This is a genomic window from Curtobacterium sp. 18060 (assembly GCF_902706105.1).
In the GTDB taxonomy this organism is placed as follows: domain Bacteria; phylum Actinomycetota; class Actinomycetes; order Actinomycetales; family Microbacteriaceae; genus Curtobacterium.
Window position 1 is genome coordinate 1 of the sequence record NZ_CACSJV010000057.1, and the last position, 20,575, is coordinate 20,575.

At 69.9% G+C, this 20,575-nt stretch carries 16 protein-coding genes and 1 other RNA gene; 9 read left to right on the top strand and 8 right to left on the bottom strand.

Going from position 1 to position 20,575, the window contains the following annotated elements:
* Positions 1-66: 66 nt before the first annotated feature.
* Both GVL05_RS17475 and GVL05_RS17480 read right to left on the bottom strand, forming a co-directional pair.
* Positions 67-2,067: an alpha-1,4-glucan--maltose-1-phosphate maltosyltransferase gene (locus GVL05_RS17475; RefSeq protein WP_173168709.1), complete on the bottom strand. Its 2,001-nt coding sequence runs from the start codon at positions 2,065-2,067 to the stop codon at positions 67-69.
* 171 nt (positions 2,068-2,238) lie between these two features.
* The gene (locus tag GVL05_RS17480; protein WP_159573969.1) at positions 2,239-4,353 is read right to left on the bottom strand and encodes a glycogen-debranching protein; all 2,115 of its coding nucleotides are present in this window, start codon (positions 4,351-4,353) and stop codon (positions 2,239-2,241) included.
* A 59-nt stretch (positions 4,354-4,412) separates the two neighbouring features.
* On the opposite strand from GVL05_RS17480, the gene GVL05_RS17485 reads away from it, so the two are divergent.
* The gene (locus GVL05_RS17485; RefSeq protein WP_159573970.1) at positions 4,413-5,594 is read left to right on the top strand and encodes a cysteine desulfurase family protein; all 1,182 of its coding nucleotides are present in this window, start codon (positions 4,413-4,415) and stop codon (positions 5,592-5,594) included.
* A 33-nt stretch (positions 5,595-5,627) separates the two neighbouring features.
* On the opposite strand, the gene GVL05_RS17490 is transcribed toward GVL05_RS17485, so the two are convergent.
* Genes GVL05_RS17490 through GVL05_RS17500 form a run of 3 tightly spaced genes read right to left on the bottom strand, consistent with a single transcriptional unit; the run spans position 5,628 to position 8,734 of the window.
* Positions 5,628-6,299, bottom strand: a complete 672-nt coding sequence (locus tag GVL05_RS17490; protein WP_123937704.1) for an ABC transporter ATP-binding protein — start codon at positions 6,297-6,299, stop codon at positions 5,628-5,630.
* On the bottom strand, positions 6,289-8,283 hold the full coding sequence (locus GVL05_RS17495; RefSeq protein ID WP_159573971.1) for a hypothetical protein: 1,995 nt from the start codon (positions 8,281-8,283) through the stop codon (positions 6,289-6,291). Before GVL05_RS17495 ends, GVL05_RS17490 begins: the two co-directional genes overlap by 11 nt.
* A gap of 22 nt (positions 8,284-8,305) precedes the next feature.
* Complete coding sequence (locus tag GVL05_RS17500; protein ID WP_159573972.1) at positions 8,306-8,734, bottom strand: lactococcin 972 family bacteriocin; 429 nt, start codon at positions 8,732-8,734, stop codon at positions 8,306-8,308.
* Positions 8,735-8,856: 122 nt separating this feature from the next.
* On the opposite strand from GVL05_RS17500, the gene prfB reads away from it, so the two are divergent.
* From prfB to GVL05_RS17535, 7 genes are all read left to right on the top strand, one after another.
* A complete protein-coding gene (gene prfB / locus GVL05_RS17505; protein WP_132100217.1) occupies positions 8,857-9,966 on the top strand; it encodes a peptide chain release factor 2 in 1,110 nt (369 codons plus the stop codon).
* A 61-nt stretch (positions 9,967-10,027) separates the two neighbouring features.
* Positions 10,028-10,783 carry a cell division ATP-binding protein FtsE gene (ftsE, locus tag GVL05_RS17510; protein ID WP_111086441.1) on the top strand — a complete coding sequence of 252 codons (756 nt, stop codon included), beginning with the start codon at positions 10,028-10,030 and terminating at the stop codon, positions 10,781-10,783.
* The gene (gene ftsX / locus GVL05_RS17515) at positions 10,780-11,694 is read left to right on the top strand and encodes a permease-like cell division protein FtsX (RefSeq protein ID WP_111086440.1); all 915 of its coding nucleotides are present in this window, start codon (positions 10,780-10,782) and stop codon (positions 11,692-11,694) included. Before ftsE ends, ftsX begins: the two co-directional genes overlap by 4 nt.
* Before the next feature lie 89 nt (positions 11,695-11,783).
* Positions 11,784-12,260 carry an SsrA-binding protein SmpB gene (gene smpB, locus GVL05_RS17520; RefSeq protein WP_123294782.1) on the top strand — a complete coding sequence of 159 codons (477 nt, stop codon included), beginning with the start codon at positions 11,784-11,786 and terminating at the stop codon, positions 12,258-12,260.
* Between the two features lie 101 nt (positions 12,261-12,361).
* Positions 12,362-12,738, top strand: a transfer-messenger RNA (tmRNA) gene (gene ssrA, locus GVL05_RS17525).
* A 160-nt stretch (positions 12,739-12,898) separates the two neighbouring features.
* Entirely contained in the window at positions 12,899-13,714 is an 816-nt protein-coding gene (locus tag GVL05_RS17530; protein WP_159573973.1) for a hypothetical protein, read from the top strand.
* Between the two features lie 129 nt (positions 13,715-13,843).
* Entirely contained in the window at positions 13,844-15,511 is a 1,668-nt protein-coding gene (locus tag GVL05_RS17535; protein WP_200849265.1) for an APC family permease, read from the top strand.
* A gap of 36 nt (positions 15,512-15,547) precedes the next feature.
* On the opposite strand, the gene GVL05_RS17540 is transcribed toward GVL05_RS17535, so the two are convergent.
* Positions 15,548-16,855, bottom strand: a complete 1,308-nt coding sequence (locus GVL05_RS17540) for an LLM class flavin-dependent oxidoreductase (protein ID WP_159573974.1) — start codon at positions 16,853-16,855, stop codon at positions 15,548-15,550.
* Between the two features lie 3 nt (positions 16,856-16,858).
* The gene (locus tag GVL05_RS17545; RefSeq protein ID WP_111086437.1) at positions 16,859-18,256 is read right to left on the bottom strand and encodes an O-acetylhomoserine aminocarboxypropyltransferase/cysteine synthase family protein; all 1,398 of its coding nucleotides are present in this window, start codon (positions 18,254-18,256) and stop codon (positions 16,859-16,861) included.
* A gap of 135 nt (positions 18,257-18,391) precedes the next feature.
* Between GVL05_RS17545 and GVL05_RS17550 the strand changes: the two genes are divergently transcribed.
* The gene (locus GVL05_RS17550) at positions 18,392-19,666 is read left to right on the top strand and encodes an amidohydrolase family protein (protein WP_159573975.1); all 1,275 of its coding nucleotides are present in this window, start codon (positions 18,392-18,394) and stop codon (positions 19,664-19,666) included.
* A gap of 86 nt (positions 19,667-19,752) precedes the next feature.
* Here GVL05_RS17550 and GVL05_RS17555 read toward each other — a convergent pair whose 3' ends face one another.
* The gene (locus GVL05_RS17555) at positions 19,753-20,466 is read right to left on the bottom strand and encodes a M50 family metallopeptidase (RefSeq protein WP_159573976.1); all 714 of its coding nucleotides are present in this window, start codon (positions 20,464-20,466) and stop codon (positions 19,753-19,755) included.
* Positions 20,467-20,575: the final 109 nt, after the last annotated feature.

Consider the following 20,575-nt stretch of genomic DNA (forward strand, 5'->3'; position numbering starts at 1 on the left):
GGACCGGCGGCACGGCGGGGCCGCGGCGCGACGGCGGGGTCGGCTGGGGTGCGGTCGGGTCGTTCGTCATCGGTGCAGTCCTTCCACGACGAGCAGGTGCACGGGTTCCTGGAACGCGTCCAGGCGGACGTAGTTCGACGCGCCCCAGACCCAGCGCTGACCGGTCACGACGTCACGGACGTCGAACCGGCTGTCGGCCGGCAGACCGAGCGCAGCGAGGTCCAGGTGCACGGTGGTCTCACGCGCCGAGTGCGGGTCGACGTTCGCGACGACGATCACGGTGTCGGCGTGCCCGGAGCGGATGAACTCGCCGGACAGGTGCTTCGAGTACACGACGGTCGCCGGGTCGTCGGCGGCGTGCACGTGCAGGTTCCGCAGCTGGCGGAGCGCGGGGTGCGCGGCACGGAGCCGGTTGAGCATCGTCACGTACGGGGCGAGTGACGCGCCCTCGGCCTCGGCCAGGGCGAAGTCACGCGGCTTGTACTCGTACTTCTCGTTGTCGATGTTCTCTTCCGAGCCCGGTCGGGCGACGTCCTCGAACAGCTCGTACCCGGAGTACATGCCCCACGTCGGGGCGCCCGTCGCAGCGAGCGCGGCACGTACCTTGTAGCCGGCGCGGCCGCCGAACTGCAGGTACTCCGTGAGGATGTCCGGCGTGTTCACGAACAGGTTCGGGCGCAGGTAGTCGCTCGTCTCGTGCGACAGCTCCTCGAAGTAGGACTCGATCTCTTCCTTCGTGTTCCGCCACGTGAAGTACGAGTACGACTGCTGGAACCCGACCTCGGCCAGTGCGCGCATCATCGCCGGCCGGGTGAACGCCTCGGCCAGGAACACGGTGTCCGGGTGCTCGTCGCGGACTTCGCGGATGACGCGCTCCCAGAACCAGAGCGGCTTGGTGTGCGGGTTGTCGACCCGGAAGATCCGGATGCCGAAGTCGATCCAGTGCCGCAGGACGCGCAGGACCTCGGCGACCAGGCCCTCGGGGTCGGAGTCGAACTGGATCGGGTAGATGTCCTGGTAGCGCTTCGGCGGGTTCTCGGCCGTGGCGATCGAGCCGTCGGCGCGCTGCGTGAACCAGTTCGGGTGCTCGGTGACCCAGGGGTGGTCGGGGGAGCACTGCAGCGCGAAGTCGAGCGCCACTTCCATGCCGGTGTTCTTGGCGGTCTCGACGAAGTCGCGGAAGTCGTCTTCCGACCCGAGGTCGGGGTGGATCGCGTCGTGCCCGCCCTCGGGGGAGCCGATCGCCCACGGGCTGCCGGGGTCGTGCGGCCCCGGGGTGAGCGTGTTGTTCGGGCCCTTGCGCGCGGTCGTGCCGATCGGGTGGATCGGCGGCAGGTAGACGACGTCGAAGCCCATCCGGGCGACGGCGGGCAGACGGCGAGCCGAAGTCCGGAAGTCGCCGCTCTTCCACGAGCCGTCCGGGTTCTTCTTCGCGCCTTCGCTGCGGGGGAAGAACTCGTACCAGGCACCGACGCCGGCACGGGTGCGTTCGACGTCGAGCAGCTGCGTCGGGGAGTGCGTCCGGAGCGAGGTGAGCGGGGCTTCCTCGACCTCGGCCACGATGCGCGGGTCGTCGACGGCGGCCAGGCGCTCGGCCGGGTCGAGGTCGGTGTCGCGCACCTTCGCTGCCGCACGGGTGGCGGCGGGGGAGTCGGTCTCGTCGGCGAGCCGGTCGAGCAGCAGGGCGCCGTCGAGGAGCGTCGCCTCGGTGTCCACCCCGGCCGCGATCTTCAGCCGTGCGGCGTGCAGCCACGTGGCCCAGTCGTCGGAGTAGGACTCGACGTGCCAGGTCCAGACGCCGACGTGGTCGACCTGGACGGTCGCCTCGTACCGGTCGGTCCCGGGCGCGCCGAGGGCCAGGGGGACGGTCCTGGTGCCCCCGTCCGGGCGTTCGAGGACGAGGTCGGCGCCGATGATGCCGTGTCCTTCTCGGAAGACGGTCGCACCGAACGTGATCACCTCGCCGTCGAACGCCTTGCCGGGGAACCCGTTCGGCGTCCTCGGGGCGAGCTCGGTGATCGGGATGCGCCCGATCTTCGGTCGGCGGGGTCGGTCTGCGGTGGCCACGGAGCCGACGCTACCCGGCGAGCGCCTCCGCGTTCCCCGGAATCCGCCCGCTGTGGACGGTCGGGCGCGCCGTGGACCTGTGGAGGAACCGGACGGGAGGCCCGTGGCGGGGCCGCCACGGGCCTCCCGTCCGCCCGCTGGTCACGTGCCGGGCGCGGGCCGGATCGCGCGCTACGCCGGCTCGAACAGGTGGATGCCGGGGCCGTAGGCGGTGAACACCTGACCGGCGGGGCGGAGCCGCTCGTGGTCACGGTGCTTCTCGCTCGACCACGCGAGGCGGTAGCCGAGCACGTCCTCGCGCACCGGCAGCGTCAGGTCACGGGTGCGCCCGCTGCCGTGCACCACGACCAGCACGCGGTCGTACGGCTCGTGCTCGGGTGTGGACTCGGCGAAGTACTGCAGGACGCGGTGCACCGGCTGGTCCCAGCCCTCGATGGTCATCGGGTGCCCGTCCGGCCCGTACCAGGACATCCGCGAGGCACCCGGGGTCTCCTGCCCCTCGACGCCGAAGCGCGTCGGCCGGAGTGCGGGGTGCGCCTGCCGGAACCGGGCGAGCGCGGCGACGGCCTCGGTCATCGACTCGGCGTCCTCGTCGTCGGACCAGTCCACCGGGGTGAGGTCGTCGGACACGACGTACGCGTTGTTGTTGCCGTGCTGCGTGCGGCTCCGCTCGTCACCCGCGGTGAGCATCGGCACCCCGGCGGAGAGCAGCAGCGTCGCCGCGAGGTTCCGCATCGAGCGGCCGCGCGCTGCCCGGACGCCGCGGTCGGCGGTGTCGCCCTCGATGCCGTGGTTGAACGAGCGGTTGTCGTTCGAACCGTCGCGGTTCTCCTCGCCGTTCGCCTCGTTGTGCTTGCCGTCGTACGACACCAGGTCGAGCAGCGTGAAGCCGTCGTGGGCGGTGACGAAGTTGACGCTCGCGAGCGGACCGCGGTCGACGCCGAAGACGTGGCGCGAGCCGGTCAGGGCGCCGGCGAGGGCGCCGATGCCGGTGCGGGGCATGCCGTTGCGGCGTTCCTCGGCGATGTCCGTCAGCCAGAACTGGCGGACCGTGTTGCGGAAGCCGTCGTTCCACTCACTGGTGCGGTCGCCGGCCGCGCCGAACGAGCCGGTCTTCCAACCGTCGGGTCCGACGTCCCACGGTTCGGCGATGACCAGGGTGTCCTGCAGGTCGGGGTGGTTCCGGATCCGCTCGAGCAGGGGGTGCTGCGGATCGAAGACGTGGTGGGCGTCGCGGGCGAGCGCGGCCATCAGGTCGAAGCGGAAGCCGTCGACCTGCACCTCGCGCGCCCAGTACACCAGGCTGTCGACGATCAGGTCCGCCGTGGACTCCACCGAGGTGTCCAGGGTGTTCCCGCAGCCGGTGGTGTCGTAGTAGGTGTCCCGGAACGGCGGCGCGGCCTGGGTCCACCGGTACCGCTCCGCACCGTCGATGCCGCGCAGGCTGGTGGTGGGTCCGCCGAGGCCCTCTTCCGCCGTGTGGTTGTAGACGACGTCGAGCACCACCTGGATGCCCGCTTCGTGCAGCAGCCGGACCATGCCCTTGAACTCGCGCAGGACCGCGGACGCGCCCTCCGCCCGTGCGGGTGCGGAAGCGTGCGCGGCGTGCGGCGCGAAGAACCCGAGGGTGTTGTAGCCCCAGGCGTTCTCGCGGCCGGCGTCCCGCAACCAGTTCTCGGTGTCGAACGCGTGCACCGGCAGGAGCTCGAGCGTCGTGACACCGATCCGGTGCAGGTGCGCGATGGTGCTCTCGTGCGCCACCCCGGCGTACGTGCCGCGCAGGTGCTCCGGCAGGTGCGGGTTCGCGGCGGTCAGCGTGCGGACGTTCGCCTCGTAGACCACGGCGCGGTCGAGCGGGACCGTGGGCTTCACGACGCCGCCCCAGTCGAAGGCGTCGTCCACGACGACGCTCGTCCAGCGGGGCGTGCCGGGTCCGGTGGCGGGTCCGGGCTGGGCCCCGGCGTCGGGTCCGCTCTCGTGCGCGCCGGTCGGGGCGATGCCGCGGGCGTACGGGTCGAGCAGGGGCCGTGTCGGGTCGAACTCGTTCCGCGGTCCGACGGGGCCGTCGACGAGCAGGTGGTACCGGTCACCCGGAGCGATGCCGGGGGTCTCGGCCGTCCACACGTCGGTCGCCGGCAGCCGCTCGAGCGGGTACCGGGCCGACTGCCCGTCCGCTCGCTCGACGACCACGACGACGGCCGTGGTGGTGGCGGACCGCAGGGAGAACCGCGGGACGTCGGCCTCGAGGTCGAACCCCGGGGTGTGGTCGATCGCTGTCTCGTGCACCCGACAAGGGTACGAGGACCGACGCGTATCCTGGACACCGCTCGTTCCAGGGGGTGCAGATGCCGGTCTACCTCGACCACGCCGCGACGACGCCGATCCTGCCGGAGGCGCTCGCCGCGTTCACCGACGCGCTCGGGACCGTCGGCAACCCGTCGTCGATCCACAGCGCCGGGCAGCACGCCAAGATGCTGCTCGAGGACGGCCGCGCCGCCGTCGCCCGGTCGCTCGACGCCGACACCGTCGAGGTCGTCTTCACCTCCGGCGGCACGGAGAGCATCAACCTCGCCGTGAAGGGCCTGTTCTGGGCCCGGCAACGCGATCGTGCCCGCCCCCGCATCGTCGTGCCGGGTGGCGAGCACCACGCCACCGTCGACACCCTGACCTGGCTGGAGACGCACGAGGGCGCCGTCATCGACGTGGTCCCGTTGGACGCGCAGGGTCGCGTCGACCTCGTCGGACTGGAGGCACGGCTCGCCTCCGCCGACGACGTCGCCCTGGTCACGTTCCTGTGGGCGAACAACGAGGTGGGCACCATCCAGCCCGTGGCACGGATCGTGGAGCTGGCGCACGCCGCCGGCGTGCCCGTGCACAGCGACGCCGTCGCCGCCTACGGCCAGGTGCCGGTGTCGTTCGCCGCGTCCGGTCTCGACGCCCTGAGCGTCTCCGCGCACAAGGTCGGCGGACCGGTCGGCATCGGTGCGCTGGTGCTCGGGCGGAAGGCCACCGTCGAGCCCCTCATCCACGGCGGCGGGCAGCAGCGCCAGGTGCGGAGCGGCACCCAGGACGCCCCCGCTGCGGCCTCGTTCGGCGTCGCGGCCACGATGGTCGCCGCCGAACCGATGCCGCACCCGTCGCTCGTCGCCCTGCGCGACCGGCTCGTCGCCGGTGTCCGCGCGGCCGTGCCGTCCGCCGTGCTGATGGGGGACCCCGACGACCGGCTGCCCGGCAACGCGCACTTCACGTTCCCGGGCTGCGAGGGCGACTCGCTGCTGTTCCTGCTCGACGCGGCCGGGGTCGCCGTCTCGACCGGATCCGCGTGCCAGGCCGGCGTGCCCGAGGCGTCGCACGTGCTGCTCGCAATGGGCCTGTCGGAGCAGGACGCCCGCGGCGCGCTCCGGATCACGCTCGGGCACACCTCGACCGATGCGGACGTCGACGCCTTCCTGGCGGCGCTGCCGGACGCGGTCGCGCGGGCCGGGGCTGCGGGCATGGCGTCGCGGGAGCCGTTGCTGGGGCGGTAGCGCGCCCGCCGGTGCGGGTGCGACGCCGACCGGTCAGGTCGTCGATGACGCTTCCCGCAGCACGGTCCGGGCATCGGACGCGTCGGTGATCACCGTGTCGTGCGAAGCGACGAGGACGACGGCGCCGTCGTCTGCGAGGTCGCGGATGAGCTCGACGACCATCCGCGTCCGATCAGCGTCGAGGGCGGAGGTGGGTTCGTCGAGGAGCACCAGCGGAGGTTTCCGAACGAGGACGCGGGCGATCGACACACGCTGACGCTCGCCGCCACTGAGTTCCCCGGCGCGCGCATCGAGCAGCCGGCTGGGCAGATCGACACGATCGGCGGCGGCTTCGATGCTCAAGGGTGTGGAGACGGGGGCGCGAGGTGCTGCTGCCTGCACGGCGGAGATGTTCTTCCGCACCGTCCACTGCGCAACGAGACCGGCGTCCTGGAACACGAAACCGACGCAGTCACGGAGGTACCGGCGCAGTGCCGGTCCACGCAACGTGTCCACCTGCTGGTCGAACACCCGGATCGCGCCGCTCGTCGGTCGCTCGAGTCCTCCGAGCAACCGGAGCAGGGTCGACTTGCCGACACCTGAGGAACCCGTGACGGCGTGGACGGCGCCTGCCCGCGCGGTCAGGTCCAGCCCGCAGACCACGGCGCGGTTCCCGACGGTGTGGTGGAGACCGGTCACGTGCACGGCAGCATCGTCATCGTTCATCGGTCGTGAGTCCCTTCGTGGTGGTGAGCCGAGTGGTGATGAATGCGTTCGTCACGAGGACGACGACCGAAACGGCGATCCCGACGGTGACGAGCGTTCCCGTCGGGATGTCGGCTCCGAGAAGCCCACTGGTCCCCGCGGCGAGGGCAGCGACACCCGTGCTCGCGAGGAAGGCGAGTGACCGGGGTGCCGTCACCAGGTGGACACGGGCAGGAGCTTCGCCGTGCGCTCGGAGGACGAGCAGCTGGTCGCGTCTCCGGGCCACATCGATGCGCGCTCCGATCGTCAGCATGCCGAGCAGCGCGACGAGACCTGCAGCGGCCGAGACGAGCGACACCACGAGCTTCGACTGCGCGGCCGCTGTTCCTCTCGCGATCTGCGTCCCGAGGCTGTCCAGCGAGTACACCGATCGTTCGACGCCCGCCGTGTCGAGCGCTTGCTGCGTCTCTCGTGGGCCGCCTGTGAAGAGCAGGTCGCCCGACGAACCAGCCGCGAAGTACGACTCGTCATCGAGAAGGCCAGCCGACCCCGAGGCGACGACGATGACCGGCGACTCCGAGTAGACCTCGTTCCGGAAGCCGGTCTGCCCGTAGTTGAACACTCGCCCGGCGGGGTACGTGGCGATGTGTGGTCGCTTCGGCGCGGACTGGTTCGGGACGGTGCCGAGCGGCTCCCGGAACGCTTCGAGCCACTCGTCCGCGATCGACTCGGCACGGTCCGCGTGGTCACTCGGCACCAGGAGCCCCCATTCTCCAGGCCCGTCCTTCCCGTGCAATGGATCCGGCAGACCGCCTCCGGAGCGCGCGACGAAGGTCGGATTCGCGAGGATCACGTTCGATTCTGAGTCGCCCGGACTGAACCGATCCCCCCGGACGGCACCCCGCACCCAACTCAGGACCACCTCCCCCTTCCGCTCCGACGCTCGCACCGATGAACTGAACGGCCTGACGGCGTCATCGAGAGCCGATTGGCCGTCGAACCCGTTGAAGATGGTGACCGTGCACGCGGAGCAGCCCCGCCAGTCAGGGCCGCTCGCACGCACGACGGCGAGAGAGGTCCACGCAGCCGAGCCCTGGGCGATGAGGAAGACCACCAGGGTCAGCGTGGCGACCTGTGCCGCCGCCATCGTGACGCGTCCACGCAGCCACGGACGCCAGCTCGAGAACGCCGGGCGGAATCGCACCCCGCGCGGAAGGAGTCCGGGACCGGATGCCCCGACGATGAACGCCGTGAGGAACCCTCCGAGCAGGACCGCGCTGATCGCGAGGTACGACCAGAGCTGGTGTCCGCCGTTGTACGCATGAACCAGCAGGATCGCTGGACCGGCCGAGATGACGAACGCCGCCGAAGCGACGAGCACGGAAGCGGTGATGTCCCGGACGAACGGTCCGAGCACGCCGTGCACCCGGAGGACGGCCTGTGCTCGCACCTGGGCCAACCCGCGGACACGGCCCGCCAGCCACGAGGCGCCTCCGACGACCGCAGCCGCCATCACGAGCGGGGTGTACCCCAGCAAGTACAGAGCCAGCCCGCCCCAGCTCATCGCCTCGACGTGCGTGTCGACTCCCGCGATCGCGAGACGGTCGGACACCGCTTCGAGCGCTCGGGGCGGCAGCGTCGAGAAGTACGTCCCGAGTGGGCTGCTCGGTGCCTGGGTGAGTTCCGTCGTCAGGCTCGTGTCGAACGCAGCGTAGGACCCGGATGGGAAGACACGCTCGTGGGTAATCCGGTCCCCGATGACGGGAGCGAGCGTCCGCGTGGGAGTCCGTCCCGTCGGGTCGATGCGGACCTGGTAGAAGTTCGCTCTGAGGTCCGTCGCCTCTGCGCGGAGGAGCTTCGTGGTCGGGGCGTCCTCACCCGCGTGGGAGATGGTCAGCGCCGACCGGATGGTCGCCATCGACTGCGTGTCGTGGGCGCCTTGCACGGCGAAGCCGAGGAGCAGCGCGATCGCGGCCGCCGCGAAGGCACCGAGTACCCGGAGCATGGTCGAGGACGCCCCGGTACGGCTACTTCGTGTTCCAGAAGGCCGTGTTGCCCCACGCAGTCTTGAGGACCTTCGCAACGGAACGCTTCTCCTTCGCGACCCAGCCCGATCCCCGGCAGCTCGTGCCGTACCCGGAGCAGGCCGTCGACGAGTGCTTCTTCGTCTTGTGGTCGTAGTAGGAGTACGAGTTGCCACCGCCGGTCCCGTAGATCCAGGTGCCGCCGCCCACCTTCTTCGTGGTGAGGATCTGCGCGGGGTCTGTGTCGTCGATGATGACCTGCGTGTCCCCGGTTCCGGAGATCTCGGCGGATCCCCCTGCGGTGCCGCCGCTCGATTCCAGCGCGGACGCTGAAGCCGACGAGGGCATCATGACCGCGGCGACCACCGCCGCGCCCACGAAAAGAGCCGGCAGGAAGCGGACTGATGTACTGATGTTCTGGATGCGCAACATGTCCTGCAATCTATCGGTGGATCAGGGTCCGGGCGCAAGTCGAATCGCCGAGCTGACGCAACGGATCCACACCGGGCCTCCCGGTCTGCCGCGGCGGGTTCGCGCCGGTAGGATCGGTGACCATGGTCGAACTGGACTTCACCGAGCAGCTCTCCGCCCTCCGAGAGACCTTCGGCAACATCCGCTCGGTGGTCGACGTCGACCGCCTGCAGCGTGAGATCGCCGACCTCAGCGAGCAGGCGGGTGCCCAGGACCTCTGGGACGACGTCGAGCACGCGCAGCAGGTGACGAGCGCGCTCTCGCACCGGCAGTCGGAGCTCAAGAAGATCACCGACACCGAGCGACGCATCGACGACCTCGAGGTGCTGGTCGAGATGGCGAACGAAGGCGACGACCAGGACTCGGCCGACGAAGCCGTCGCCGAGCTCAAGGCGGTCCAGAAGACCATGGGCGACCTCGAGGTGCAGACGCTCCTCGACGGCGAGTACGACGACCGCCCCGCCGTGATCACCATCCGCGCCGGGGCCGGCGGCGTCGACGCCGCGGACTTCGCCGAGATGCTCATGCGCATGTACCTGCGGTACGCCGAACAGCACGGCTTCAAGACCACCGTGATGGAGACGTCCTACGCCGAAGAAGCGGGCATCAAGTCCGCCACGTTCGAGGTCGACGCCCCCCACGCCTTCGGCACCCTGTCGATCGAGGCCGGCACCCACCGACTCGTCCGCATGTCGCCGTTCGGCGCAGCGGGCAAGCGGCAGACCTCGTTCGCCGCGGTCGAGGTCATCCCGCTCATGCCGGAGACGATGGTCATCGACATCCCCGAGAACGACATCCGCGTCGACGTCTTCCGTTCGTCGGGCCCCGGCGGGCAGTCCGTCAACACGACCGACTCCGCGGTGCGCCTGACGCACATCCCGACCGGCACCGTCGTCTCCATGCAGAACGAGAAGTCGCAGATCCAGAACCGTGCGGCCGCCATGCGCGTGCTGCAGTCGCGCCTGCTCCTCCTGAAGAAGGAAGAGGAGAACGCGAAGAAGAAGGAGCTCGCCGGCAACATCACGGCGAGCTGGGGCGACCAGATCCGGTCCTACGTGCTGGCGCCGTACCAGATGGTCAAGGACCTGCGGAGCGAGCACGAGGTGAACAACCCCTCAGCCGTGTTCGACGGCGACCTGGACGGCTTCATCAACGCCGGCATCCGCTGGCGCAAGCAATCCGTCGACGCGTAGGGGTTCGTGAGCCGCGCGCCTCGCTTGCTTTCCAAGCGGGGCGACCTACCCTGATCCGGTCATGATCAAATTCGACCAGGTCACCAAGGTCTACTCGGGCAACCCGAGTCCGGCGCTCGACAACCTCACCCTCGAGATCCTCAAGGGCGAGTTCGTGTTCCTCGTGGGCGCCTCGGGTTCCGGCAAGTCCAGCTTCCTGCGCCTCGTGCTCAAGGAGGAGAAGCCCTCCCGCGGCCAGATCCACGTGCTCGGGCAGCGCCTCGGGTCCCTGGCGTCGCGGAAGGTCCCGTACTTCCGGCGCAACCTCGGCGTCGTGTTCCAGGACTTCCGACTCCTGCCCAACAAGAACGTCTTCGACAACGTCGCGTTCTCGCTGCAGGTGATCGGCAAGAGCAAGGGCTTCATCAGCGAGGCCGTCACGGACGTGCTGAAGCTCGTCGGACTCGCGGGCAAGGCGACCCGCATGCCGCACGAGCTCTCCGGTGGTGAGCAGCAGCGCGTGGCGATCGCCCGCGCCGTCGTCAACAAGCCGGCGATCCTGCTGGCCGACGAGCCCACCGGCAACCTGGACCCCACCACGTCCGCCGGCATCATGGCGCTCCTCGAACGCATCAACCAGGGAGGCACCACCGTGCTCATGGCGACCCACGACGCCAGCATCGTGAACCAGATGCAGCGTCGGGTCATCGAGCTGTCGAACGGCACGGTCCTCCGTGACGAGCAGTCCGGCGGCTACCAGACCCAGGCGGTCCCGATCCAGCGCGGCACCGTGTCGAACACCACCGGCATCCAGACCATCCCGGGGCTCATCCGATGAGGCTCGGGCTCGTCATGTCCGAGGTCGGCTCGGGCCTGCGGCGCAACGCGTCGATGGTCGTCTCCGTCGTCCTCGTGACCTTCATCTCGCTCACCTTCGTCGGGACCGCGATCCTGCTCCAGATGCAGATCAACCAGATGAAGGGGTACTGGTACGACCGGGCGCAGGTCGCCGTCTACCTGTGCACCGACACCGACACCACCGGCAACTGCACGGGTGCCAAGGCCACCGAGGACCAGCGGAAGCAGGTCCAGGCCCAGCTCGAGTCGTCCACGCTCAAGCCGTACATCGAGAAGACGTACTACGAGGACCAGGACCAGGCGTTCACCCGCTTCAAGGAGCAGTTCAAGGACTCCGCGGCGACCGAGTTCGTCAAGCCCGAGTACCTCAACGAGACCTTCTGGGTGAACCTGAAGAACCCGTCGCAGGCCGACGTCCTCGTCGAGAGCCTGTCGAAGGTCGCCGGTGTGCAGAGCGTCGTCGACCAACGCGGCTACCTGCAACCGATCTTCAACCTGCTCAACGCGTCGTCGTACACGGCGATCGGCATCGCGGCGCTGATGCTCGTCGCCGCCGTGCTCCTCATCGCGACCACGATCCGGTTGTCCGCCTTCAGTCGCAGACGAGAGCTCGGCATCATGCGGCTGGTCGGTGCGTCGAACCGGTTCATCCAGACGCCGTTCGTGCTCGAGGGGGTGATCGCCGCCGCCATCGGAGCCGTCCTGGCGGGTGGCGCCATCACCGCGGTGGTGTGGTTCTTCGTCCGGAACTTCCTGGCCGAGCGCTTCACCGGCACAGCGTTCATCGGCATGGGGGATGCGGCCATCGTGGTGCCGTCGGTGATCGTCATCGGGGTGTTGCTCGCCGCGGTGTCGGCGTCGATCGCCATCCGCCGCTACCTCAAGGTCTGATCCGCCGCGCCGGGAAGGTGCGTGAGGCGCCTGCTGTTGGGTAGTCTGTAGGGCTGCGCAGTGCAGTGCCCGGAACGAGAGGAGTCGTCATGGCGAAGGAACGCGGTGAGAAGATCGTCGCGACGAACCGTCGCGCCCGACACGACTACCTCATCGAGGACACGTACGAGGCCGGCATGGTCCTGTCCGGCACCGAGGTGAAGTCCCTGCGAATGGGACGCGCCTCGTTGGTCGACGGGTACGCCTACATCGACCGGGGCGAAGCCTGGATCGATGCCGTGCACATCCCCGAGTACACCGAGGGCACGTGGAACAACCACGCACCTCGGCGCAAGCGCAAGCTGCTCCTCCACAAGCAGCAGATCGTGAAGATCTCGCACAAGACGGCCCAGGGTGGCTACACCCTCGTGCCGCTGCAGATCTACTTCCACGACGGCCGAGCGAAGATCGAGATCGCGGTCGCCAAGGGCAAGCGCGAGTTCGACAAGCGTCAGGCCATGCGGGAGAAGACCGACAAGCGTGAGGCCGAGCGGGCCATGCGCACGAAGAACCGCGTCGGCGAGTAGCGGCCTCGTACCTCGGTCAGCTAGACTGAGGGACTGGTCCGATCGGAGCAGTCGCAACACAACTCAACAGCGTGACAGCGGCTCGCACGTCCGGCCCGCATGGGGATGATCGGTTTCGACATTGCCTGTGTGCCGACGGGAAGCGGGCCGAGGACCCACGGTTATCTCGCGAACGATCCGTGGAAAACAACAAGTGCCAATTCCAAGCGCACTGACTTCGCTCTCGCTGCGTAAGCAGCCCAGCACATGAAGTCCGTCGGCCAGGTGACCGTCCCCTAACCTGATCCCGGCGTCATCCAGAGGACTTGCTGCACGGTTGCGCCTCAGGGCCGTGCGGGACTTGCACTGAGACTGGGCCCGTCGTCCTAGAAGCCGGTAGCAAAGGACGGGGCCGAGCAGAACGAACTATCCGGATACGCCCGTAGAAGACGTCGAATTGCAGCGATGGACGGGGGTTCGATTCCCCCCATCTCCACCATTCGCCGGTCGTCGAGCCGCTGTCACCACGTGTTGCACGAACGCCCCGTCACCGTCCCTGGACGATGCCGGGGCGTTCGCTGTCTCGCCACGTCAGGGGACTACGCTCCGGAGGAGGCGCAGGGAAACGCCCGCGCCGACCCCGAACGGAAGGCCCCCACGTGGTGCAGGAGATCGCGATCCGAGTCCGTCTGCGCGAGCAGGAGCGAGTGGTGCTCGCCGACTACGAGCGGATCGTGGGGTCCGTCGCCACGGTTGCCGCCCTCGCTGCCTGGCTGCCCACGCCCGACGCCCGCCTGGTCGTCCGCGGCCGGGGTGCCGAGCCCGTCCGCCTCGAGACCGTCACCTACGGTTCGGTCGTCGAGATGCTCGTCGTGCTCGACCAGCGTTCGGCTGCTGTCGAACGGGGTGCAGCAGCGATCGCGGCGCTGATCGAGTCGGTGCGGCACGAGCACGTCGCCGATGACGTGGCCGGGGTCGCCGGTGAGCTGGACCGCCTGGACCGCGCTGCACCGCGTGGACGGTCGGTCGTCGAGCGCACGCTCCGCACGTTCCTCGAGGGTGCGCGCGCCGACGTCCTGGCACGCAAGACCACGACCCGGGTGCGGACCGCGCAGGCGCTGTTGCGGCTCGCCGAGGACGACGCGGTGCTCACCGTGGAGCGGGTGACGGACGCGCTCGCGCCCGTGCTCGAGGAACACGCGGTCGACGTCGCGCTGGACACGGGTTCCGCCGTGGTCGTCGAGCCGATCGACGGGGTCGAGTCGCCGGAGCAGGCACCGGTCCTGCCGTTGCCTTCGGGGGAAGCGAAGCCGAAGAAGTCGGACAAGAAGCCGTCCAAGAAGCAGGACGACGGCAAGAAGCCGAAGAAGTCGGACAAGACGCCGTCCAAGAAGAAGGACAACGGCAAGAAGAAGTCCGACAAGAAGAAGTCGGACAAGAAGGACGACGGCAAGAAGAAGAAGTCCAAGAAGTAGCAGCCTGAGTGCTTATACAGCGCAATTGTTTCCGGCATGTTAAAGAATCCGGCCAAGCCGCTGTCCCGGTGCCAGAGTCGATGAGCGCGACCCCCGTTCGTGGGGCCCGCTCACTCGACGGGAGCAGCAGTGGCTACAACGACGACGCCGGCGTTGCCGGACTCCGGCCTCAAGCGGAACGTGGGCTTCATCGGGCTCATCTGGGCCTCGACGGGGTCGATCATCGGCTCCGGTTGGCTCTTCGGGTCGCAGGAGGCACTGAAGACCGCCGGCCCGGCCGCGATCATCTCGTGGCTCATCGGCGGTGTGGCGATCCTCGTCCTCGCCCTCGTGCACGCCGAACTCGGCGGCATGTTCCCGATCGCGGGCGGGACGGCCAGGTTCCCGCACATCGCGTTCGGTGGCATCGCCGGCGCGTCGTTCGGCTGGTTCTCCTGGTTGCAGTCCGTGACCGTCGCTCCGATCGAGGTCGAGGCGATGATCAAGTACGCGCAGCACTGGCAGTTTGCGCACCCGTGGCTGCACACCACGACGGTGGACGGGGAGACGCAGCAGCTGCTCACCGGCGCGGGCATCGCGGTCGCCGTCGTCCTCATGGCGGTGGTCACCGTGATCAACCTGCTCAGCGTCCGGATCCTCGCGAACACGAACTCGGCGGCGACGTGGTGGAAGGTCGCCATCCCGCTGCTGGTCATCGTCGTGCTGGCGTTCAGCGGGTTCCACGGCTCGAACTTCACGGCGGCCGACGGCTTCATGCCCGAAGGCGCCAAGGGGGTCCTGGCGGCGGTGTCCACGTCCGGCATCATCTTCGCCTTCCTGGGCTTCGAGCAGGCCGACCAGCTCGCGGGTGAAGCGAAGAACCCGCGGCGGGACATCCCGCGTGCCGTCATCGGCTCGGTGCTCATCGGGCTGGTGATCTACCTGCTGCTGCAGGTCGTGTTCCTCGGGGTGCTCCGGTCGGATGCGATCCAGGGGTCCTGGGCCACCGCCGACTTCACGAAGTACACGGGGCCGTTCGCCGACATCGCGATGGCCGCGGGCATCACGTGGCTGGCGGTGGTCATCTTCATCGACGCGATCATCTCGCCCGCGGGGACCGGGCTGATCTACGTGACGGCGACGAGCCGCATCTCCTACGGACTCAGTCGCAACGGGTACTTCCCGAAGGCGTTCGAGTGGACGACGAAGCAGGGCGTGCCGTGGGTCGGGCTCGTCACGGCGTTCGTCGTCGGTTGCGCGTGCTTCGCACCGTTCCCCTCGTGGCAGGGGCTGGTGAGCCTCATCACGAGCGCGTCGGTCCTGATGTACGCCGGTGCCCCGTTGGCGCTCGGTGCGTTCCGGAAGCGGATCCCGGAGATCGAGCGCCCCTACCGGATGCCCGCCGCCGCGGTGCTGTCACCGGTCGCGTTCATCGTCGCGAACCTCATCATCCTGTGGACCGGGTGGGACACCGACTGGAAGCTCGGCGTCGCGATCCTCATCGGTGCCGTGGTGATCATCCTGAACAACGTGTTCCGCGGTGCCTCGAGCGTCCGGCCGCGCTGGGACTGGAAGGCGGCGCAGTGGCTGCTGCCCTACCTGATCGGCATGGGGCTCATCGTGTTCCTCAGCGACTTCGGTCCGCTGACGCACCCGCTGTTCCCGCTGTGGATCGACATCGTCGTGGTCGCGGTGTTCTCACTGGTGATCTACTACTGGGCGATCAACTCCGCCTCGGACCGTGCGGAGATCCTCCGCACGGCCGACGACGTCCGTGACGTCGAGGAATCAGGCGTGGTCGAGCCGGTCCACCACTAGTCGAGCCGGTCCACCACTAGTCGAGCCGGTCCACCACTAGAAGTCGAACAGGTTCGCCCGGATGCCCCCGGCGCCGTACTCCCGCCGCAGGAGCCCACGGCGCCGGAGCACCGGCACCAGGTCGCCGAACATCCGGTGGATCTGCGCCGGGTGCAGGTCGCCCGAGAAGATGATGCCGTCGTTGTCGGCGTCCGACCCGAGCTCCTCGATGAAGTCGGCGAACTCGTCGGCGGTGCCGACGAAGCCCTCGCGCGAGGACACCCGCCCCTTGCGGGCCTTGCGTTCCAGGAGCGCGCGCAGCGGGGCGTCCGGGGTGTCGCCGAGCAGCCCGCGGATCGTGCCGGCGGAGACGTGGTCGCCGAAGGTCCCGTCCGGCACGGGCGCGTCGAGGTCGAGCGCGAGCAGGTCCGTCTCGGAGTCGCTCGACCACGCGATCGCCGCGGTCCGCAGGTCGTCGTCGGACGGGTGCCGGGACGCCTCGACGATCCGGTCGGCCTCGTCGGACGACGAGACGATCTCGGGCTTGAGGACGAACAGGATGCGCAGGTCGGCGGCCGTGCGTCCGGCGGCCTGCGCTGCGGCGATCACGCGACCGCGGTAGTCCGCCACCGCGGCGGCCGACAGGGGCGCGAGCGCGAGTTGCACGTCCGAGTGGGTGCCGGCGAACGCGAGGCCCCGACCGGAGCCACCGGGGGAGACGACCACCGGGTCCGAGTCGAGCGGCAGCGCGTTGAGCGGGCCGTCGGCGGTGAAGTACGCGCCCTCGTGGTGGAACGCGTCGAGGGCGTCGCCGTCAGCGAAGTGCCAGTCGGAGGGGTCCCCGACGTACCCGGACGACCCCCACGACCCCCAGAGCCGGCGGAGCAGCGTGATCCACTCCTCGGCCCGGTCGTACGCCTGGTCGTGCGGCAGCGGCGGCAGACCAGCGTGCCGGGCACTGCCGACGTCGGTCACGACGTTGATGCCGAGCCGTTCGGACGACAGGTGCGCCAGCGTGGCGAACTGTCGTGCGGCCAGGTACGGCGGCGTGAACCCGGCGTTGACGGTCGGCGCGATGCCGATGTGCGAGGTCGCCGCGAACAGGTACGGCGCGAGCAGCAACGGGTCGTGCTTCGGGCCGCCGTACGCCTGGCGGATGCGCAGGTCGAGCGTCGACGGGTTGCCGAGCGAGATGGCGTCCTCCGCGATCACCAGGTCCATGCCGGCCTGCTCGAGCGTGCGGACGGACTGCTGGTACAGGTCGGGCTTGGTCCAGTCGTGGCCCCAGTCCCAGTCCGAGCGCCCCCACGCCTGCGGGCCGAACCCGCGTGAGAAGAAGTACCCGAAGTGTTGCGGTCGTGCCATCGTCTAGAGCTCCTCCGAGATCACGTGCGTGCCCGGGACCGAGTGTTCCAGGGACGCACGCTCCGCGTCGGACGCGCCACGGGCCTCCAGACCGACTCTGCCGTCTGCAGAACGCAACGCGGCGAACCCGCGTTCCAGGTCGCGGAGCAGGTCCGCGACGTCCTCGATGCCGACCGACAGACGGATCAGGCCGTCGTCGATGCCCTGGTCGGCGCGCTCCGCGGCGGTCTTGCCGGCGTGCGTCGTCGTCGCGGGGTGCAGGATCAGCGAGCGGACGTCGCCCAGGTGGGTCATCCGGCTGAACAGCTGGACGCTGTCGATGAAGGTGTGCGCGGCGGCTTCGCCGCCCGCCAGCGTGAACGCGAAGACGGAGCCGGCACCGCGCGGCAGGTAGCGCTGGGCGAGGTCGTGGAACGGACTGGAGGCCAGACCCGCGTGGTCGACGCTCGTCACCTCCGGCTGTGCTTCCAACCACTGCGCCACCGCCAGCGCGTTCGCGCTGTGGCGTTCCACGCGCAGGCTCAGCGTCTCGATGCCCTGGCGGATCAGGAACGCGTTGAACGGCGACGGGGTGGGGCCGATGCGCGAGGCGACGACGTCACGCGCGAAGACGACGAACGCCCGGTTGCCGTAGCGCTCGACGTAGCTGTCGCCACCGAGCGACCGCTCCGGGCTGGTGAGGTGCTGCCAGCGCTCGGGGGAGGCGGACCAGTCGAACGTGCCGCCGTCGACGACCACGCCGCCGAGGCCCGCGCCGTGGCCGGACAGGAACTTCGATGCCGAGTGGATGACGATGTCGGCGCCGTGCTCGACCGGGCGGACCAGGTACGGCGTCGCCAGGGTGTTGTCGACGATCAGGGGGACGCCGGCACGGTGCGCGGTGTCGGCGACGCCGGTGATGTCGAGGACGTCGTTCTTCGGGTTCGGGATCGTCTCGGCGAAGAACGCCTTCGTGTTCGGGCGGACGAGCCGTGCCCACTCGTCGAGGTCGCGCTGGTCGGCGACGAAGTCGACCTCGATGCCGAGGCGGCCGAGGTTCTGCACGAGCAGCCCCTTGGTGCCCTCGTAGATGCTGCGGGCGGCGACGACGTGGTCGCCCGCCTGCAGGAGCCCGAGGAACGCGATCGTGGCGGCCGCCTGGCCACTGCCGACCAGGATCGCCTCGACGCCCCGCTCGAGCAGGGCGACGCGGCGCTCGACGTCGGCGTTCGTCGGGTTGCCGAGGCGGGTGTAGGTGTAGCCGTCCTCGGTGCCGGCGAAGCGGTCGCGCGCCTGGTCGAAGTCGTCGAAGAGGAAGCCGGAGGACATGTGGATGGCCGGGATCCGTGCGCCGTGCCCCGCGTCGGGCACGAAGCCGCCGTGCACCTGTTCGGTCGAGAAACCGTGATCGTCGTTCGCCATGGGACACCTCCGGGAGTCGTCTGGCGGTAGCCTCGCAGCCTTCGCTGCGTGGACAGGCGATTGCGGCGTTCCGTTACGCGGAACCGGGGTGCGGTGGGGTCGCGGCGGAGCCCTGGCGGCTGCCACGATGGGGGCATGGCGACCGACGAAGCGACCCTGATCATCCGCGATGTCCGTCCGTGGGGTGGTACACGGTCGGACATCCGGGTGGCGGACGGCCGCATCGTCTCGGTCACCGCGACCGGAGCGGGCGACGGCGTCGCGGGCGGTGCCAGTGCCAGTGCCAGTGCCAGTGCCAGTGGCGGTGCCGGTGCCGGTGCTGGTGCTCGGGTCGTCGACGGGCGCGGCCAGCTCGCGCTGCCGGGGCTCGTCAACACGCACGCCCACGTCGACAAGAGCTGGTGGGGGCACGAGTGGGAGTCGTACGGCGGCGAGCCCGGCACGCAGGGGCGCATCGCGCACGAACGAGCTCGGCGTGACGCCCTCGGGATCCCGAGCGAACCCGTCGCCACCCGGGTGCTGCGCGAGGGGCTGCGCACCGGCACCACCCGGGTCCGCACACACGTCGACGTCGACCTCGGCGTCGGGCTGCGGGGGATCGAGGCCGTGCGTGCGGCGGCCGACGCGCTCGACGGTGCGGTCGAGGTGTCGATCGTCGCGTTCCCACAGGACGGCGTGCTGCGGCGGCCCGGTGTGCTCGACCTGCTGCGGCAGGCGGCGACGGCCGGAGCCGACCACATCGGTGGGCTCGACCCGTCGCTCATCGACCGCGACCCGGTCGGGCAGCTCGACGGCCTGTTCGCCATCGCCGCCGACACCGGGTGCGGCATCGACATCCACCTGCACGAGCCCGCCGAGCTCGGTGCGTTCGCGTTCGACCTGGTGCTCGACCGGGTGGAGCGGCTCGGCATCGCACCGGGCAGGGTCAACATCGCCCACGGGTTCGCGATCGTCGACGTCGATCCCGTGCGTCGCCGCGACCTGCTCGCCCGGATGGCGTCGCTCGGCGTCACGATGACCACCGTCGCCCCGGTGCGGATGCGACAGCTTCCCCTGCACGAGTTCGACGAGGCCGGCGTGCGGTTCGGCTTCGGCACCGACGGCATCCGTGACCTGTGGAGCCCCTACGGCGACGGCGACCTGCTCGGCATCGCGTGGCAGTACGCGCGGGCCGGCGGTGTGGTGCGGGACGAGGACCTGACCCGCGTGGTGGAGCTCGCCACGCGCGACGGTGCCCGGTTCGTCACCGACGAGGCGCACGACCTCGTGGCGGGGGCGCGTGCCGACGTGGTGCTGCTCGACGCCGAGAACCCGATGGACGCCCTGGTGCGACGGGTGCCGCGGTCGCTCGTCGTCGCCGGCGGCCGGGTGTTCGACCCCGCCGAGCTCGCGCAGCGCCCCTGGGAGTAGCGCGGGGCTGCGCACCCGTTCTGCGACATTGCACCAGTCGATCACCGCGTGGATCGTCGCGGACGTGGTGCGACCACGGCACCCCGTCAGAAGAGCGCGCGCACGCCCGCAACCACGGTGTCCCAGACCTCGAGCAACGGGACCCGCGCGAGCCACACCGCCAGGCCGTTCACCAGCACGAACAGCACGAACCAGAGCCCGGCCGGCACCCGCATCTCGGCTGCGGCGATGTGGAAGTCCGTCTGCACGCGGGCGCCGGTGAGCAGCCACCGGGCGACCTGCACGACGGACCGCAGTCCGTCGACGACGAAGAACGCCCCGACCGCGGCGACCACGAGCACCGTGGTCTCGGACGGACGCAGTGCCACCCACAGCGCCAGGACGTCGAACCCGAGCACGACGAGCAGCCCGAACCAGTTCCGCACGAACACCAGCGCCACGAGCCCGATGACCCCGAGCACGGCGACGGGCAGCCACCGCGAGCCGTGCAGCACCCCGGTCACCAGCAGCACCCCGGCCCAGAGCGGCGCGCTGTACCCGGCGTAGAGGTTGAGGATCCGGACGAGCCAGCGGATGCCGCCGGGGACCCGGCCGAGCTGGACCCAGGCCTCGCCGGAGCCGTCCGGGTGCAGGTCGATGCGCTGGATGCGGCCGCCGAACGGGACGACGACGATGCAGTGCCCGACCTCGTGGGCGATGGTCGCGGCGATCCGGGCGACGCGTCCGACGAGCGGCAGGAACGGCAGGAGCGCGCCGACGACGAGCGCGACGAACACGAGGGGCGGGGCTGCGGTGGTCAAGGGACCAGCATCGCAGCCGTGTCCCGCGAACTGCCCGAGACCCGGCGTCGAGGACGATGTGGAACGACACCCTCGACGTCGTACGACATCGAGAACGTCGATCCGAGTC

Bases quoted from the DNA above. Each gene is read 5' to 3' on its own strand.
- prfB (WP_132100217.1), top strand. From the start codon at position 8,857: ATGGTCGAACTGGACTTCACCGAGCAGCTCTCCGCCCTCCGAGAGACC.
- ftsE (WP_111086441.1), top strand. From the start codon at position 10,028: ATGATCAAATTCGACCAGGTCACCAAGGTCTACTCGGGCAACCCGAGT.
- GVL05_RS17550 (WP_159573975.1), top strand. From the start codon at position 18,392: ATGGCGACCGACGAAGCGACCCTGATCATCCGCGATGTCCGTCCGTGG.
- GVL05_RS17490 (WP_123937704.1), bottom strand. From the start codon at position 6,299: ATGAACGATGACGATGCTGCCGTGCACGTGACCGGTCTCCACCACACC.
- GVL05_RS17495 (WP_159573971.1), bottom strand. From the start codon at position 8,283: ATGCTCCGGGTACTCGGTGCCTTCGCGGCGGCCGCGATCGCGCTGCTC.
- GVL05_RS17540 (WP_159573974.1), bottom strand. From the start codon at position 16,855: ATGGCACGACCGCAACACTTCGGGTACTTCTTCTCACGCGGGTTCGGC.
- ftsX (WP_111086440.1), top strand. From the start codon at position 10,780: ATGAGGCTCGGGCTCGTCATGTCCGAGGTCGGCTCGGGCCTGCGGCGC.
- GVL05_RS17545 (WP_111086437.1), bottom strand. From the start codon at position 18,256: ATGGCGAACGACGATCACGGTTTCTCGACCGAACAGGTGCACGGCGGC.
- GVL05_RS17500 (WP_159573972.1), bottom strand. From the start codon at position 8,734: ATGTTGCGCATCCAGAACATCAGTACATCAGTCCGCTTCCTGCCGGCT.
- smpB (WP_123294782.1), top strand. From the start codon at position 11,784: ATGGCGAAGGAACGCGGTGAGAAGATCGTCGCGACGAACCGTCGCGCC.
- GVL05_RS17485 (WP_159573970.1), top strand. From the start codon at position 4,413: ATGCCGGTCTACCTCGACCACGCCGCGACGACGCCGATCCTGCCGGAG.